Annotated in this window: 14 protein-coding genes; 10 read left to right on the top strand and 4 right to left on the bottom strand. The window is 61.7% G+C overall.

Annotation, left to right across the window (positions count from 1 at the left end; genetic code table 11):
- The first annotated feature begins 47 nt into the window (after positions 1–47).
- The 3 genes from tauA (at position 48) to CJU81_RS06495 (ending at position 2,877) form a co-directional block, all read left to right on the top strand.
- The gene (tauA, locus tag CJU81_RS06505) at positions 48–1,046 is read left to right on the top strand and encodes a taurine ABC transporter substrate-binding protein (protein WP_095035973.1); all 999 of its coding nucleotides are present in this window, start codon (positions 48–50) and stop codon (positions 1,044–1,046) included.
- 125 nt (positions 1,047–1,171) lie between these two features.
- Entirely contained in the window at positions 1,172–2,008 is an 837-nt protein-coding gene (locus tag CJU81_RS06500) for a taurine ABC transporter ATP-binding protein (RefSeq protein WP_095035972.1), read from the top strand.
- Complete coding sequence (locus tag CJU81_RS06495) at positions 2,008–2,877, top strand: ABC transporter permease subunit (RefSeq protein ID WP_095035971.1); 870 nt, start codon at positions 2,008–2,010, stop codon at positions 2,875–2,877. The genes CJU81_RS06500 and CJU81_RS06495 overlap by 1 nt, the downstream gene beginning before the upstream one ends.
- Before the next feature lie 84 nt (positions 2,878–2,961).
- Here the strand turns inward: CJU81_RS06495 and CJU81_RS06490 are convergent, their stop codons facing one another.
- Entirely contained in the window at positions 2,962–3,657 is a 696-nt protein-coding gene (locus CJU81_RS06490) for a CerR family C-terminal domain-containing protein (protein WP_095035970.1), read from the bottom strand.
- 107 nt (positions 3,658–3,764) lie between these two features.
- On the opposite strand from CJU81_RS06490, the gene CJU81_RS06485 reads away from it, so the two are divergent.
- The 7 genes from CJU81_RS06485 (at position 3,765) to CJU81_RS06455 (ending at position 13,857) form a co-directional block, all read left to right on the top strand.
- Positions 3,765–4,865: an HlyD family secretion protein gene (locus CJU81_RS06485; RefSeq protein ID WP_095035969.1), complete on the top strand. Its 1,101-nt coding sequence runs from the start codon at positions 3,765–3,767 to the stop codon at positions 4,863–4,865.
- Positions 4,858–6,447: a DHA2 family efflux MFS transporter permease subunit gene (locus tag CJU81_RS06480; protein ID WP_095035968.1), complete on the top strand. Its 1,590-nt coding sequence runs from the start codon at positions 4,858–4,860 to the stop codon at positions 6,445–6,447. The genes CJU81_RS06485 and CJU81_RS06480 overlap by 8 nt, the downstream gene beginning before the upstream one ends.
- Positions 6,448–6,449: 2 nt before the next feature.
- Positions 6,450–7,844, top strand: coding sequence for an efflux transporter outer membrane subunit (locus tag CJU81_RS06475; protein WP_095035967.1), 1,395 nt, complete (start codon positions 6,450–6,452; stop codon positions 7,842–7,844).
- A 14-nt stretch (positions 7,845–7,858) separates the two neighbouring features.
- Positions 7,859–9,370, top strand: a complete 1,512-nt coding sequence (gene pdxR / locus CJU81_RS06470) for a MocR-like pyridoxine biosynthesis transcription factor PdxR (protein WP_095035966.1) — start codon at positions 7,859–7,861, stop codon at positions 9,368–9,370.
- Positions 9,371–9,634: 264 nt separating this feature from the next.
- Complete coding sequence (locus CJU81_RS06465) at positions 9,635–10,933, top strand: carbohydrate porin (protein WP_095035965.1); 1,299 nt, start codon at positions 9,635–9,637, stop codon at positions 10,931–10,933.
- A 79-nt stretch (positions 10,934–11,012) separates the two neighbouring features.
- A complete protein-coding gene (locus CJU81_RS06460) occupies positions 11,013–12,473 on the top strand; it encodes an amidase (protein ID WP_095035964.1) in 1,461 nt (486 codons plus the stop codon).
- A 40-nt stretch (positions 12,474–12,513) separates the two neighbouring features.
- Positions 12,514–13,857: a spinster family MFS transporter gene (locus CJU81_RS06455; RefSeq protein ID WP_095035963.1), complete on the top strand. Its 1,344-nt coding sequence runs from the start codon at positions 12,514–12,516 to the stop codon at positions 13,855–13,857.
- Positions 13,858–13,939: 82 nt separating this feature from the next.
- Here CJU81_RS06455 and cyoE read toward each other — a convergent pair whose 3' ends face one another.
- From cyoE to CJU81_RS06440, 3 genes are read right to left on the bottom strand one after another with little or no spacing between them, the layout of a single operon-like run.
- Positions 13,940–14,827, bottom strand: coding sequence for a heme o synthase (cyoE, locus tag CJU81_RS06450; RefSeq protein WP_016779557.1), 888 nt, complete (start codon positions 14,825–14,827; stop codon positions 13,940–13,942).
- A gap of 11 nt (positions 14,828–14,838) precedes the next feature.
- Entirely contained in the window at positions 14,839–15,165 is a 327-nt protein-coding gene (gene cyoD / locus CJU81_RS06445; protein WP_016779556.1) for a cytochrome o ubiquinol oxidase subunit IV, read from the bottom strand.
- Positions 15,165–15,791, bottom strand: coding sequence for a cytochrome o ubiquinol oxidase subunit III (locus CJU81_RS06440; protein WP_029611250.1), 627 nt, complete (start codon positions 15,789–15,791; stop codon positions 15,165–15,167). Before CJU81_RS06440 ends, cyoD begins: the two co-directional genes overlap by 1 nt.
- Positions 15,792–15,794: the final 3 nt, after the last annotated feature.

Below are 15,794 nucleotides of genomic sequence, written 5' to 3'. Positions count from 1 at the left end.
GATCGGGCTGACAAAAAACAGACCTCCCCCCAGCTCGGAGTCTCACCATGCTCAAGCCCCTGAACAAATGGATCCGTCGCGCTGTGTTGTTGCCGCTCACCGTCTTGACCCTGGCGGCCAATGCCCAGGCGCAGACTGTCACCATCGGCGTGCAAAGCATGTTTGCACCCTGGAAGGACGCCATCGCGAAACAGCAGTTCGAGAAAGCCACCGGCTGGGATATCCAGTGGCGCAACTTCGACAGTGGCGGCGACGTGATGATGGCCATGGCCTCGGGCGATGTGCAGATCGGCGTGGCGGGCAGCAGCCCGATTGCCGCGGCGGTGAGCCGTGGTGTGGATGCACAGTTGTTCTGGGTGCTGGACAACATCGCCGACGCCGAGGCGCTGGTGGTACGCAATGGCAGCGGCATCGTCGCGCCGCAGGATCTGGCCGGCAAGACGCTCGCCGTGCCCTTTGTCTCCACCACCCACTTCCATGCGCTATTTGCCCTTGAGCAGTTCGGCCTGACCGGCAAGGTCAAGGTGATCAACCTGCAACCCTCGGACATCCCGGCGGCCTGGGAACGCGGTGATATCGATGCAGCGTTTATCTGGGACCCGGCCCTGGGCCGCCTCAAGCAAAGCGGCCATGTGTTGCTGACCTCGGGCCAGTTGACGGATTGGGGCAAAGCCACTTTCGACGGCCTGGTGGTGGACAAGCAGTTCGCTGCTGCCAACGGCCCCGGCATGCAGGCGTTTGCCCAGGTGCTGCAAGACAGCACCGCCAATTACGTCGCGGCCCCGAAAACCTGGACCGCACAATCGCCTCAGGTCATCAACGTCGCCAAACAGTCCGGGGCCAAGCCTGAAGAAGTGCCGCCGGTGCTGGCGCTGTACCAGTTCCCGCTGGCCAGCGAGCAGGCCGGCCCGGCGTGGCTGGGCGGTGGCGCAGCCAAGGCACTGGCCGCCACCGCCGAGTTTTTGAAAGCGCAAAAGAAAATCCCGGCATTGCTGCCTGACTACAGCGCGGCGATCAACCCGACGTTTGTGCAAAACGCCCAATAACACCTGTAGTCGCTGCCGCAGGCTGCGATGGGCTGCGAAGCAGTCCTGCTTTTTAAACCCCTGCGGAGCTTATCGCAGCCTTCGGCAGCGACTACAGAGAACAAAATCAGCACGAGGAATCAAGCATGCCCCTCAGCCTTAAAATCCATGATGTGTCGGTACTCTATCCCGGACAGCAGAAAGGCCAGCCGGTGCGGGCCCTGTCCGGGGTCAATCTGGACATTGCCGCCGGTGATTTTGTCGTCGCCCTCGGGGCCTCGGGCTGCGGCAAAACCACCCTGCTCAACCTGATGGCCGGGTTTATCCAGCCCAGTAGCGGAGTGATTACTCTGGGTGATTATCACGGCCAGGTGCCACAGCGCATCGACGGCGCCGAGCTGCGTGACCAGGTCACCGGCCCCGGTGCCGAGCGCGGTGTGGTGTTCCAGAAGCACGCGCTGTTGCCGTGGCTTAACGTGATCGACAACGTGGCCTTCGGCCTCAAGTTGCGCGGCATTCCCAAGGCCGAACGCGAAGAACGCGCCCTGCATTTTTTGCAGCTGACCGGGCTGGCGGAATTTCGCGATCACGCCACCTATCAGCTGTCGGGCGGCATGCAGCAACGTGTCGGGATTGCCCGCGCCCTGACCAACGACCCAAAGATGCTGCTGCTCGACGAGCCGCTGGGGGCGCTGGACGCCCTGACCCGCGAACGTCTGCAGGAGCTGATTCTGGAGATCTGGCAGCGCACGCAAAAGATGATGTTCTTTATCACCCATGACGTCGAAGAGGCACTGTTCATGGCCACCCGACTGATCATCATGTCCCCGCGTCCGGGGCGCATCACCCACGAGTTTGCGGTGGATTTCGGCCAGCGCTTCCTCAAGTGCCGCGACGCTCGCGCAGTAAAATCCAGCCCCGATTTCATCGCCCTGCGCGAGCAAATCCTGAGCATCATCCACGGTGACGAGGAGGCTGCATAATGAGCCTGCTGGACGAGAAACAACGTAATGCCGTGCTGCGTACCCTCAACGAACTGCGCCGCGCCGCTCCTGCAAAGCCCGGCGAGCAATATGGTGCACCGGGCAACGGCACCAGCATGGGACTGAGCCTGGGCACCGTCGTAGTGGTGTTCGTCTTGTGGTATCTCGCCACCAACGGTGGCTGGATCAAACCGCTGTTTTTGCCCTCGCCGCAAGCCGTGTGGGCGCAGATCGTGGATGTTAGCCGCGACGGTTTTGCCGATGCCAGCCTGTGGACACATATTGCCTGGAGTGCCCTGCGGGTGTTTGGCGCCTTTGCGCTGGCCGTGGTAACGGCGATTCCGGTGGGCATTTTGATGGGCGTCAATCGGGTGTCCCGTGGCGTGTTCGACCCGCTGGTGGAGTTTTACCGCCCGCTGCCGCCGCTGGCGTATTTGCCGTTGGTGGTGATCTGGATGGGTATCGGTGAGGGTTCGAAAATCCTTTTGATCTACCTGGCGATGTTTGCGCCACTGGCACTCAGTGCCCGGGCGGGGGTCAAGTCGGTGGCCATTGAGCAGATCCACGCAGCCTACTCGATGGGCGCGAGCCGCGGGCAAGTGCTCAGGCAGGTGATCATGCCCGCCGCCCTACCGGAAATCCTCACCGGCATGCGCATCGCCATCGGCTTTGGCTGGACCACCCTGGTGGCCGCCGAGATGGTCGCGGCCACGGCCGGGCTGGGCTTTATGGTGCTGACGGCGTCCAAGTTCATGGCCACCGATGTGGTGATCATGGGCATTCTGGTGATCGGTGCGCTGGCCCTGCTGTTCGACCTGGGCATGCGCTGGCTGGAACGCAAACTGGTGCCATGGAAGGGCCGGGGGTAAATGAAAACCCGTAGCCGGCCCAGTGGGAGCGAGCCTGCTCGCGAAGGGCGTTCGCGAGCAGGCTCGCTCCCACAGTTGCAGGTCTTAGCGCGCCAACCCGCGCAACAAGGTTACCGTCTGCTCACGCACGATGGCCATCAGCATGGCGTAGCGCTCGGGCGTCAGTGTGTCCCAGCCCAGTGACTTGAGCGAGCTGGTGCGGGTCAGGTGAAACGGCAGCAACTGCCCGGTCAGGGTCATGGAACGCAGGATGCATTCTTCATCGCTGGCATCCGGGCCCATCAGCCGCGAAATAATTCCGCTGGTTACACCGATGATGCGCTGGCCAATACGCTGGCTGATCATCTCTTCCCCGGCACTGGGCCCCAACCCCGCCTGCTCACGCGCATAGAACTTGCGCCAGCTGTTGGTGCGGTTGGACACCAGCATGAACTCCGCAATCTTGCTCTGGATGGCGCAGAAGGTGTCGATCAGTTGTTCAGTGTCCGGCCGTGTGCCCAGCAACGCCTGAGCCGCTTCAATCGTCGGCGCCAGGTAATCCCAGATCCGCTCCACCATGTACTCGGTGCAGGCGCTGTACACCCCCTCCTTGTTCTTGAAGTAGTAATTGAGCGCGGGTGCATTGACCCCCGCCAGCTCGGCGATATCGCGGGTCGAAGCGCCCTCGTAGCCGCGCTCGCCAAACAGGTTCAGGGCCGCTTCGATGATCCGCGCACTGGTTTCATCCCCACACGTATAGCCGCCTTCGCTGGCAGGTCGGCGCCGGTGAATGGTGGTCATGGGCTTCTCCTTGATCGATGAAGCGGCGAGTGTGCCTGAATTTATATCGATTGACATAATTTTACCGATCGTAATAATTGTTACAACCGCTAACAATTGAGAACACCATGACCGCACATCAGGCGCTAGACCCATCGATCAAGGCCAGGCCCAAACGTAAGCCTGGCAAAACCCTGGCGCTGGGCGTACTCGGCCTGGGGGCGCTGATGGGTGCTGCTGTGTGGGCCGGACAATGGTGGAGCGTAGGGCGCTTTATCGAGAGCACCAACGATGCCTACCTGCAGGCCGACAGCCTGAGCGTCGCCGCCAAGATCTCGGGCACGGTGAGCGAGGTGTATGTCAGCGACAACCAGACCGTCAGCGTCGGCCAGCCGCTGGTGCGCCTCGATGTGCGGCCTTATCAGGCTGCGCGGGAAAAATCCGAAGCGGCCATTCGTGCCGCCGAGGCCGATATTGCCCGGGGTGAGGCCGAGCTTGAACAGCAGGGTGCGTCGATTGCCCAAGTGCAGGCGCAACTGGAAGGCGAAAGTGCCAACGAGCAGTACGCCGCCGCGCAAGTCAAACGCTACGCACCCCTGGCCCAGAGTGGCGCCGAGACTCAGGAGCGCATGGCTGAACTGCGTAACGCATTGCGTCAGGCCAGCGCTCAAAGGGCTGCGCAGGCCGCCGCACTGAACGTTGCCCAGCACCAGTTGCACACCCAACGCGCCGCCATTGAACAGGCCCGTGCACAGCTGGCCAGTGCCCAGGCCAGCACCCGCCAAAGCAGGCTCGATGAACAGGACACCGTGGTCTACAGCACTCTGGCCGGCCGCGTCGGCAGCCGCTCGGTGCGGGTGGGGCAATACCTGCAACCCGGCACCCGGCTACTGACTATCGTGCCGCTGAGCGAGCTGTACCTGACCGCCAACTTCAAGGAAACCCAGATCGAGCGCATGCACCCCGGCCAGGCCGTGGCCGTGCACATCGATGCCTGGCCGGGGGTCAAGTTTGAAGGCGTGGTCGAAAGCCTGTCCCCCGGTACCGGCTCACAATTCGCCTTGCTGCCGTCCAACAATGCCACCGGCAACTTCACCAAAATCGTACAGCGCGTGCCAGTACGGATCCATCTGCAAGCACCGCCAGATGCCAGCATCGAATGGCTACCCGGGTTGTCGGCCACGGTTGATGTCGACACCAACAGCATCGTAGCCCAGCCCCGTGGCTAGTGCTGGCGCTGCATCCGCAGCGCTGCAGCCGCCCCGCGCCAATGCCAGCACCAGCGACTGGATCGTGGTGTTTGCCGGTGCCTTGGGGGCTTTGATGGCCACACTGGACATCTCCATTACCAACTCGGCCCTGCCACAGATTCAGGGCCAGATCGGCGCATCGGGCACCGAAGGCACCTGGATTTCCACCGGTTACCTGATGGCCGAAATCGTCATGATTCCGCTGACCGCCTGGCTGACCCGGGTGTTCGGCCTGCGCAATTTTTTGATTGGCAACGCGATCCTGTTCAGTCTGTTTTCGATCCTCTGCGGTATCAGTGAAACCCTGCCGCAAATGATCATCGGCCGACTCGGCCAGGGCTTTGCCGGGGGTGCCATGATCCCCACCGCGCAGGTCCTGGTGGCAACCCGGCTGCCACGCCATCAGATGCCCATCGGCATGACGATGTTCGGTTTGATTGTGCTGCTGGGGCCGCTGCTCGGGCCGGTGCTGGGTGGCACCCTGACCGAAAATTTCAGCTGGCGCTGGTGCTTCTTTCTGAACATCCCGGTGTGTGCACTGTTGCTGATAATGCTCAGCCAGGGCCTGAAGAAAACGGCGGGCGACTGGCAGGCGTTTATCAAGGCCGACTGGCTGGGGATTATCGGCCTGACGGTGGGCCTCAGCGCCCTGACCGTGGTGCTCGAAGAAGGCAATCGCGAGCGCTGGTTCGAGTCCTCGCACATCATCGGCCTGAGCCTGCTGGCGGTGGCTGGCATCGCCTTGTTGCTAGTGGCGCAGAAGCTGTCGAAGACACCGATTGTACGTCTCAAACTGCTGCTCAATCCGCGCTTTGCCAGCGTGATTGCAATCGTCTTTGTGGTGGGTTGCGGGCTGTATTGCGTGGCCTTCGTGCTGCCGCAGTTCTTGAGCAATATCGCCGGTTTCAACGCTCAGCAATCCGGCGCGGTGATGCTGATGTCGGGGTTACCGGCGTTTTTGATGATGCCTGTTTTGCCGCGCCTGATCGGCCGCGTGGATACCCGCATCATGGTCATGCTTGGCCTCGGTTGCCTGGCCAGCAGTTGCCTGTTGGCCATGGGGCTGACCGCCGACAGCGTGGGCGAGAATTTCACTCGCACCCAGCTGCTGCTGGGCCTGGGCCAGGTAATGGCGATGATGCCGCTCAATCAGGCCTCCATGAGTTGCGTGCCGGCCCACGAGGCTGGTGAGGCGGCGGGTATCTACAACATGGCCCGCAACCTTGGCGGCTCGGTGGGGCTGGCGTTGCTGGGGACGTTTATCGAGCGGCGCAGCAGCTTTCATGACGCCACCCTGCGCGATGCCGTAAGCGTACAGTCGGTCGAAGCGCAAACTCAGCTTGGCGCATCCGCCCAGCGTTTTTTCGCTGATCACGGCGACCTCGCCCATGCCCAGCTTCAGGCTTTGAGCCAACTGGCCGGGCAGATCCAGGTACAGGCGCAAGTGATGACCTATAGCGAGACCTTCTACGTGCTCGGCATCGCCTTGCTGCTGTGTCTGCCCCTCGCCCTCTTTCTGAAAAAACCGCCTGCCGGTACGCCCTTGAGCACAGGACACTGACCATGATCGCTTTCAAACCCTTGAGCCTGTTGTGTCCGTTGCTGCTGGTGGGCTGCACCCTGGGCCCGGATTACAACGCGGCGCCCGACAGTCACCTGCAAGGCAAGGCGTTTGCCCGTCAGGTAGCCGGCACACAGGCGCAAATACCGCAGGTTGCCGATTGGTGGCGCGCCCTCAATGACCCGGCCCTCAACCAGTTGATCGACAGCGCGCTGGGCAACAGTCCCGATCTGCAAGCCGCCGCCGCGCGATTGCGCCAGGCCCGCGCCGGACTGGCGGAAAAACGCAGCGACCTGATGCCCAAAAGCTCGGCCACGGCAGCAGCGCTGTACACCGGCTCGGGAGACAGCCAGACCGACGCCACCCACCTGTACCTGAGCGGTTTCGATGCCAGCTGGGAGCTGGATATTTTCGGCGCCAGCCGCCGTGCGGTACAAGCCGCCAGCGCCGAAGCCGATGCCGTTCAGGCCGATATGGCCGACGCCCATGTGCAACTGGCTGCCGAAGTGGGCCAGGCCTATATCGGCCTGCGCGACCAGCAACAACGGCTGCGCATTGCCCGCCAGTCCGAGCAGCTTGAGCGCCAGTTGCTGGACTTTACCGAACAACGGCTGGCCCAGGGTACAGCCTCGGAACTGGACCGCGAACGCATCGCCACCCAGGTCGAAACCACCCGCGCCGCGTCCATCGCCCTGGAGCTGGAAGTGATTGAATCCCTCGACGAACTGGCTTTGCTCAGTGGCCTGGAACCCGGTGCCCTGGATACCCGCCTGAGTACCGATGCCGCACTGCCGACACTGCCCGCAACCGTCAATATCGGCGACCCGGCGCAGTTGCTGCAACAGCGCCCCGATATTCGCGCCGCTGAGCGCCGACTGGCCTCCAGCACTGCGCAAATTGGCGAACACAAGGCCGCCGCCTTCCCCAAAGTCAGCCTGTTCGGCTCTTTGAGCTTTAGCGCCAGCGCACCGGGCCACCTGTTGCGCAAGGACAATTTCAGCGCCCTGGGGGTGCCGTACCTGCAATGGAACTGGCTGGACTTTGGCCGCGTGCAGGCTCAGGTCAAACAAGCTGAAGCCGGCCGCGACGAAGCCCTGGCCAAGTACCGCAGCAGCGTGCTCAACGCCCTGCGCGATGCCGATGTAGCGCTGGCCCGTTACGGCAATGAGCGCCAGCGCCGGGCCACCCTGGGCCGGGTCGAGACCAGCGCCGTACGCGCATCGGCCCTGACCGAACAACGCTACCGCGCCGGTACCAGCAGTGTGCTCGACTGGCTGGATGCCGAACGCACCCGCTACCACGCCGAACAGGACCGGGTTCACAGTGACGGTCAGTTGATCAAGGACTACATAGCCCTGCAAAAGAGTCTTGGGTTAGGGTGGCGCTCCCCGACCTGATTCCCGGATAAGCCATGCGTTCCAGCCAGCATGATTTGATGTGGCGCCAGCTGCTGCCCAAAGTGCGCAAGCACGATGAGCCGTTGCAAGTGCAGTTGTGCACCGCGTTTGTCACGGCCATGCTCGACGGGCGCTTGCCCGGCGGCACGCGACTGCCATCGAGCCGTGATCTGGCAATGCTGACCGGGGTTTCGCGCAATACCGCAGTACTGGTCTACGAACGTCTGGTGGCCGAGGGTTATGTCGATTCACGGCCCCGTGACGGCTTCTTTGTAGCGGGAGCCATCACCCCGACCAGCAGGGCCCAACCCTTGCCCGAGCAGGCTGCGCAGCCACCTGACTGGGCTGCCCGCATGCACCGGCCGGCCACGCCCCTGGTGTTTATGGATCGTCCGCCGACCTGGCGCGAAGTGCGCTACCCGTTCATCTACGGCCAGTTCGATCCCAAGCAGTTTCCACTCACCCAGTGGCGCCAGTGCAGTCGTCAGGCGCTGGAGCTGAAGGCCGTGGATCGCTGGTGGCAGGAAGGCGAAAACGTCGGCGCCAGCCAGTTGATTGACCAACTGATTCGCCGCGTACTGCCACGCCGGGGCATTGCCGCCACTCACGATCAAGTGCTGCTGACCCTGGGCCGCCAGCAAAGTTTTTACTTGCTGGCGCGCCTGTTTGCCCACCCCGGTAGCGTGGTAGGCGTTGAAGATCCGGGCTTTCGTGATCCGCGCAATGCCTTTGCCCACGACGGCGCGCAAATTGTCTCGCTGCCCATCGACGAACACGGCTTACAGATCTCCCCGGCACTGGCAACCTGCGACTACCTGTATTGCACCCCCGGTTATCAGTGCCCCACCGGAGTGACCATGAGCCTGGGGCGACGTCAGGCATTGCTTGACCATGCGCAAGTCCACGATCAGGTGATTTTCGAGGACGATGACGACCCCGAAACCGAATACGACGGCCGCGCCCTGCCCGCCCTCAAGGCCACTGATCCGGCTGAGCGGGTGATCTACCTGAGCAGTTTGTCCAAGCTGCTGTCACCGGGGCTGGGCATCGGCTACATCGTGGCCCCGGCGCCGGTGATCGAGCAACTGCGCCAACTGCAACGGCTGATGATCCGTCAGATTCCGGGCAACAACCAGATCACCGCTGCGCTGTTTATCCAGCAAGGTCACTACGATCGATTGCTGCAGCAGGCCCGCGAAAAACTGCAACTGCGAGCAGGCGCAATGGCCACGGCATTGCGTGAAGTACTACCCGATGCCCAGTTCGTCATGCCCAGCGGCGGCGCCACGCTGTGGCTCAAACTGGCGAGCGAGCATGACCTGCAGAGTTTGTACTACGCCGGTGCGGCCAAGGGCGTGCTGTTTGATCCGGGCAATGCCTTCTGTCTTGAGCCCGGAACCCTGTCCCGATCCTGCCTGCGTCTGGGGTTTGGCTCCATTGCCCAGGAACTGATCGCACCCGGCATTCGCGAGCTGGGGCTGGTGATCAAGGCCCATGAAAAACGACCTGCAGTTGTGCGCCGCTGAGCCATTTGCCCCACAACAGAACCTGTTGCCCGCATCACTTTCTGTGGGAGCGAGCTTGCTCGCGATACAGACACCTCGCCCCGTCAGGCAAACCGCAGCGGACAAGCCCGCCTCCCACCCGGTAATCGCACTGCCAGCCCCTGGCCCTATCGATAGTCCCCGTTGGCCCCATCCGCTGGTCACGGATATGCAGTACTACTGCTGACCACCAAAGCACTTGGCGTCGTCCTGAAAACAAAATGTTAAGGATGGGAAACTCTCACTATGTTTTACGCAAAGTATCCGTTAGCCGTCAGCCTTGCCGCCTTCGCTTTTACCCAGCCTGCGCTGGCAGCCGACACGCCCGCTGCCCCCGAATGTGCCCAGTATGAAAAACTGCTGACCCGCGCCGAACTGGCCTTCAAGAACGTGCCCATTTGCGCGCGGATCAAGCCCGACCTGTGGGGGCTGCGCAAGGAGCTGGCCGAGCATGGCATCGGTTTTACCGCCACCTCGTATAACGGTTACACCTATGACGTACTGGGCAACAACGCGAAAAAGCAGGTGTATAACGGCCAGAACCCCAGCTACAACACGTCGCTCAATCTGTACCTGACTTACGATCTGACCCGCATCGGTTTTGCCAATGACGCGCAGCTGACACTGGCCGGCAACTGGGTGGACTCAACCTACACCCCGGCCAACCCACGGGTTAAAACCGTCTCGGTGTTTGCCATCAACCAGTCCTTTTTCAATCACCAGCTGGAACTGGAGTATGGCTTCATCCCCGGCGTGCGCCTGTTCTACGGCATGGCACTGGGGGGCAGTGCCTCAACCGCCGCCCTGGGCCCGAGCAGCGTGGTGCCGTTCCAGGTCGGCATGTCGGCCACCGAGCCGACGCCCACCGTCAACGTGATCGTGCGCGACCCGTCCCTGCGCTTCTACAACAGCACCGCCCTGACCCGCAGCGTCAGCCCCGAAGGCATTCAGAAAGATGTGGACCTCAACCCCAGCGGTCTGCGTCTCAAGGTCCCGGATGCCCGCGCCATGCTGATCAATGAATTTGGTTACAAGCAGGCGCCGTCGGCCACTTCCAACGCCATGTGGCTACGGGCAGGCGCCATGTACAACACCAGCCATTACACCGAATTCACCACCGGCGAGAAATCGGACAACAACTACGGCGTGTACCTGGCCGAAACCGTGCAGGTGACCAAGCCCTACGGCGATGCCCGCGGCTGGTACCTGGACAGCAAGCTTGATTACTCGCCGGACTCGGTCAACGCCATCAACAAGGCGTTCCAGGTCAGTGCCTTCAATGTCGGCCCCTTTGCCAGCCGCCCGGCCGACATGGCCGCCGTGGGCCTGACCAAGAGCTACTACAGCAAGGACTTGCGCGACGTGACCAAGAGCTACGGCCTGGAAGCGGCACCCTACACCCTGGCGGTGACCGCTTCGTATGCCGCCCGACTGATCCCCGGCGTGTATTTGATCAGCGGCCTGACCTACACCAAAAACCCGGTGTTCACGCCAATCCACTCCGATGCCCTGTTGCTGCAGGAGTCGCTGAACTTCCTGTTTTAAAACTCCAGCCAACTCCCGTGAACAACCTTCACTTTGCCTTGGATTGTCGGGCCAAAGTGCTTTTGCGAGGTCGTAGAACATGAGCGATGAACGTGATCAACTGTCCACCAATGACTATCTGGCGCTGGATGCCACGGCAATGGCAGACGCGGTAAAAACCGGCGAGCTGACCGCCCGGATGCTGCTCGGCGCCGCCCAGGCGCGCTGCGATGCGGTGAACCCGCACATCAATGCCGTGAACATGCGTCACGATGCACATGCCGACGCGATACTGCGGGCCCGCCACCACGCCGGTAGCGAGCTGCTGGGGGCGCTGGCCGGGGTACCGATGCTGCTCAAGGACCTCAACACCTACCTCACGGGTACCGTAACTACCAACGGTTCGCGGATGCTCGCCGATGCACCGCCGGCAACGCGCAACAGCACCATCGTGCAACGTTACGAGGCCGCCGGTATGCTGATTTTCGGCAAGACCACCAGCCCCGAGTACGGCCTGACCACCACCACCGAGTCCTCATTGTGGGGCCAGACGCGCAATCCGTGGAGCCTGGCCCACAGCGCAGGCGGCTCATCCGGCGGTGCAGCGGCAGCGGTGGCCGCGGGCATCGTACCCGCGGCCCATGCCACCGACGGCGGCGGCTCGATTCGCATCCCGGCGTCGTATTGCGGCCTGTTTGGTCTCAAGCCCACGCGCTATCGCACCCCTCAGGGTCCGGACACCTTCGAAGGCTGGTTCGGTGCCAGTTGCGGCCATGTGGTTTCACGCAGCGTGCGCGACTCGGCACTGCTGCTGGACGTCAGTCACGGTCATGAAAAAGGCAGCCCCTACTGGCTCGCACCACAGACCGGAAGTTTTAGCGAGGCAGTACGCCGCAGCCCCGGTTCATTGCGCATCGGCGTGATCGATCAGGCCATGACCGGCCTGGAACTGGACGCCGATATCCGCAGCGTTTTGAACACTACTGTTGATTTGCTGTTGGGCCTCGGACACCAGGTCGACCCCGTGACCCTGCCTGTCGACCCGCAGCAGGTATACGGCGCTCACGGTGCCGTGGGCGCGGCCGCGCTGCTGGCCGCCGTGCGTGATCGCGAAGCCGCCCTGGGCCGGCCGTTGCACGACGACGAACTGGAGCCGGTCAGCCGCTATCTGGTAAACAACGCCACTTCCGCCAGCGCCGAAAACCTGTACCGTGCCCGACGCAGTTTCGAGTTGATCGGCAGCCGCATGGAGCATCTGTTTGACGACTACGACCTGTTGCTCAGCCCGGTCACTTCACAGCTCACCCCCGAGCTGGCGCAGGCCAGTCTGGATCAGGATTATGAGCACTATATTCAGGGCATTATCGGCAGCATCGGCTTTAGCGTGCTGGCCAATGTCAGCGGCCAGCCGTCCATGTCGGTGCCGCTAGGAACCAGCCGTGGCGGGCTGCCCATTGGCATGATGTTCAGCGCCGGGTGGTGCCGTGAAGACCTCTTGTTGCAAATGGCCGGGCAACTGGAACAGGCCTGCCCCTGGGCTGATCGACGCGCACCGCTGTAAGCCCTTCAACCGATGAACACTGCTCGATGGGATTGAAATGATGAATACCCAAATCTCCGGATTTCGCCGTCATTACACCTTGTTTGTGTTGTTCCTGATTTCGGCGGTCAGCCTGATCGACCGTCAAGTCATGGGCGTTGTGATTGAACCGATCAAGGCCGAGTTTCACGTCTCCGACACCCAGATCGGCCTGCTCACGGGGCTGGCATTTGCCCTGGTCTACTGCCTGTTTGCAATCCCGCTGGGGCGCTTTGCCGACCGAGGGCATAGACGCAACCTGATTGGCTGGTGCTGCGCGTTCTGGAGTGTGATGGCCATGCTTTGCGGCTTTGCCAGCAACTTCTGGACCCTGGCCCTGGCGCGTATCGGTGTGGCGGTGGGCGAGTCCGGCAGCGGTGCGGCTTCGATGTCGATGATTGCCGACCTCTACCCGCCCCATCAGCGCTCCAAGGCCATCAGTGTATTTATGCTCGGAGCCCCTATCGGCGCACTGCTGGGCATGAGCCTGGGCGCCTATATCGCCTACTACCACGGCTGGCGCGAAGCGTTTATCTGGATGGCACTGCCGGGCATTGCAGCCGCTGTGTTACTGCGGTTTACGGCTGCCGAGCCCTTGCGCGGCCTGTGGGAGAAAGCCCGCGAGGCGCGCCCTGCCGTGCCCAACGAAAGCGTGATGCAAGTGATGCGCGTGGCCTGGGAGTCGAAAACCTTTGTGCGCATTGCCCTGGCCGGCGCGCTGCTGGCGTTTGCCAGTTATGCGTTCAGCATCTGGAGCACGGCGTTTCTGGTGCGCAGCCACGGCCTTACGCTCAAGGACGCGGGCATCATCATGGGCCTTGCGGCCGGGCCGGGGGCCATTATCGGCTCGCTGTCCAGCGGCTGGTTGAGTGCCCATCTGGCCCGGCGCGACAGCCGCTGGCAATTGGGTGTGCCTATTGTCGGCGCATTGCTGGCGTTGCCGATGTCGATAGCGTTCGCCCTTTATCCTGCCGGCCATCCCTGGGCGCTAGGCGCGTTGCAAGTGCCACAGGCCACGGTATTTATGTTCGGCATGTCGGTGTTCGGCATGTGGTGGATGGCGCCGAGCTACACCGCCATTGCCCAACTGGTAGTACCTGAGCGCCGCGCAACCATGATCGCCCTCTACAACTTCGGGATCATGGCCATCGGTGCGGGTTTCGGGCCATTGGCCGTAGGTGTACTGAGTGATCACCTGACCCCGCTAATGGGCGTCAATGCCTTGCGCTGGTCACTGGTGATCTGTTCCGGCGGTTACCTGCTGGCGAGCGGGTTGTTGTTCAGTGTATTGCGCCCTTACGGGATTGCAGCCGGGCTGGCCAATGTGCTGCCCATGTTACCGGCGGGCAAGCTGCGGACTGCCTGAACCCGGCTTCACAAGGTTTCACACCGGCATAAAAAAACCCCGCTCTTCTTGAGAAGGCGGGGTTTTTTCAGGTCTGGCTAAATCAATGCGCGTAAGTCAGCAACAACTCGGCAGGCGCTTTGAAATCCAGGGACATCATGACGCTCAGTGCGGTGATGGTGAAGATCGAGAACACGAACAGCTTGCGTGCCCATACCTTGTCGTCGACGGCCTTGTAGCCCGTCCACGCCATGTACAGCCAGTACATGCCCATCGCAGCTGCCACGGCCATGTAGCTCATGCCGGCGTAACCGCCGAGGGTGAGCATCAGGGTCGCGATCAGGAACGCGAGGATGTAGAGCAGGATGTGCTTCTTGGCAACCTTGATCCCGCGCTTCACTGGCAACACCGGAATCGATGCAGCCAGGTAATCGTTGAAGCGGAAGATCGCGATGGCGTAGGAATGCGGCATCTGCCACAGGCTGAACATCACCAGCAGGGTCAGTGCGGCCATGTCGAAGCTGTTGCTCACAGCTACATAGCCGATGACCGGCGGCATTGCACCCGACAGACTGCCGATAAGCGTGCCGTGAACCGACTTGCGCTTGAAGTACAGGCTGTACAGACCAACGTAGATCACGAAGCCGATCGCGGCGAACAGAGCCGCCAGCGGGTTGGCCACGCGATACAGCAGGTACAGGCCGGCGCCCCCCAGCAAGGTGGCGTAAACCAGGGCCACCTTGAGGGAGATCAGGCCTTGAACCAGTACGCGGTTCTTGGTGCGGTCCATCTTGATGTCAATGTCACGGTCGATGCAGTTGTTGAACACACAACCGGACGCTACCACCAGGGAGGTGCCGATTACCGCAGCCAGGAACAGGGCAAGATCGAAATGCCCCTTCGAGGCCAGGAAAAACCCGCCTGCCACAGAAAGCACGTTACCGAAAATGATCCCCGGTTTGGTGATTTGGATAAAGTGCTTGAAGGACATCGGGTCTTACCTCACTTCGCCATCATTTCAGTGTGGATGCTGAACATGATCCACAGGGACAAGCCCACCAGCAGCACAATTACCAGCGCAGCAAATACCAGCGCGGTGACGTTGTTGCGTTGTGCAGGCGAGCGGTCCAGGTGCAGGAAGTACACCAGGTGAACAACCACTTGCACTACGGCGAACAACAGCACGATCGCCAGGGTGGTGAATTTGGGCAGCGATGGGTACATCACCAGCCCGAACGGAATAACGGTCAGGATCACCGACAGGATGAAGCCGATCGCGTAGGACTTCACGCTGCCGTGGTTGGCGCCGTCGGAATGTGCGTTAGCCATTACAAAGTCCCCATCAGGTAAACAACGGTGAATACGCAGATCCAGACCACGTCCAGGAAGTGCCAGAACAGGCTCAGGCAGCTCAGACGGGTCTTGTTGGTCGAGGTCAGGCCGTTTTTCTGCACCTGATACATCATGATCGCCATCCAGATCAGACCGCTGGTCACGTGCAGACCGTGGGTACCGACCAGGGTGAAGAAGCCAGACAGGAAGCCCGAACGGCTAGGGCCGTAGCCCTCGGAGATCAACAGGTGGAACTCGTTGATTTCCATGGCGATGAAGCCTGCACCGAGCAGGAAGGTCATGCCCAGCCAGAACAGCACCTGCTGTTTCTTGCCCTTGAACAACGCCAGCATGGCGAAGCCGTAGGTGATCGAACTGAACAGCAGCAGGGCAGTTTCACCCAGTACATAAGGCAGTTCGAAGATGTCGTGGCCCGACGGGCCACCTGCAACGTTGTTCACCAATACCGCGTATACCGCGAAGATCGACGCAAACAAGATGCAGTCGGTCATCAGGTAGAGCCAGAAACCGAATACGGTAGTCTCGCCCGAGTCGTGGTGATGGTCGTCGTGCCCATGGTCATGACCATGAGCGTGTCCAGCAGTGGTCGCTAAGTTCGACATGGT

Source organism: Pseudomonas fragi (genome assembly GCF_002269505.1).
Taxonomy (GTDB): Bacteria; Pseudomonadota; Gammaproteobacteria; order Pseudomonadales; family Pseudomonadaceae; genus Aquipseudomonas; species Aquipseudomonas fragi_D.
The sequence above is the reverse complement of the archived record's forward strand: the minus strand, read 5'-3'. Positions and strand labels throughout refer to the sequence as shown.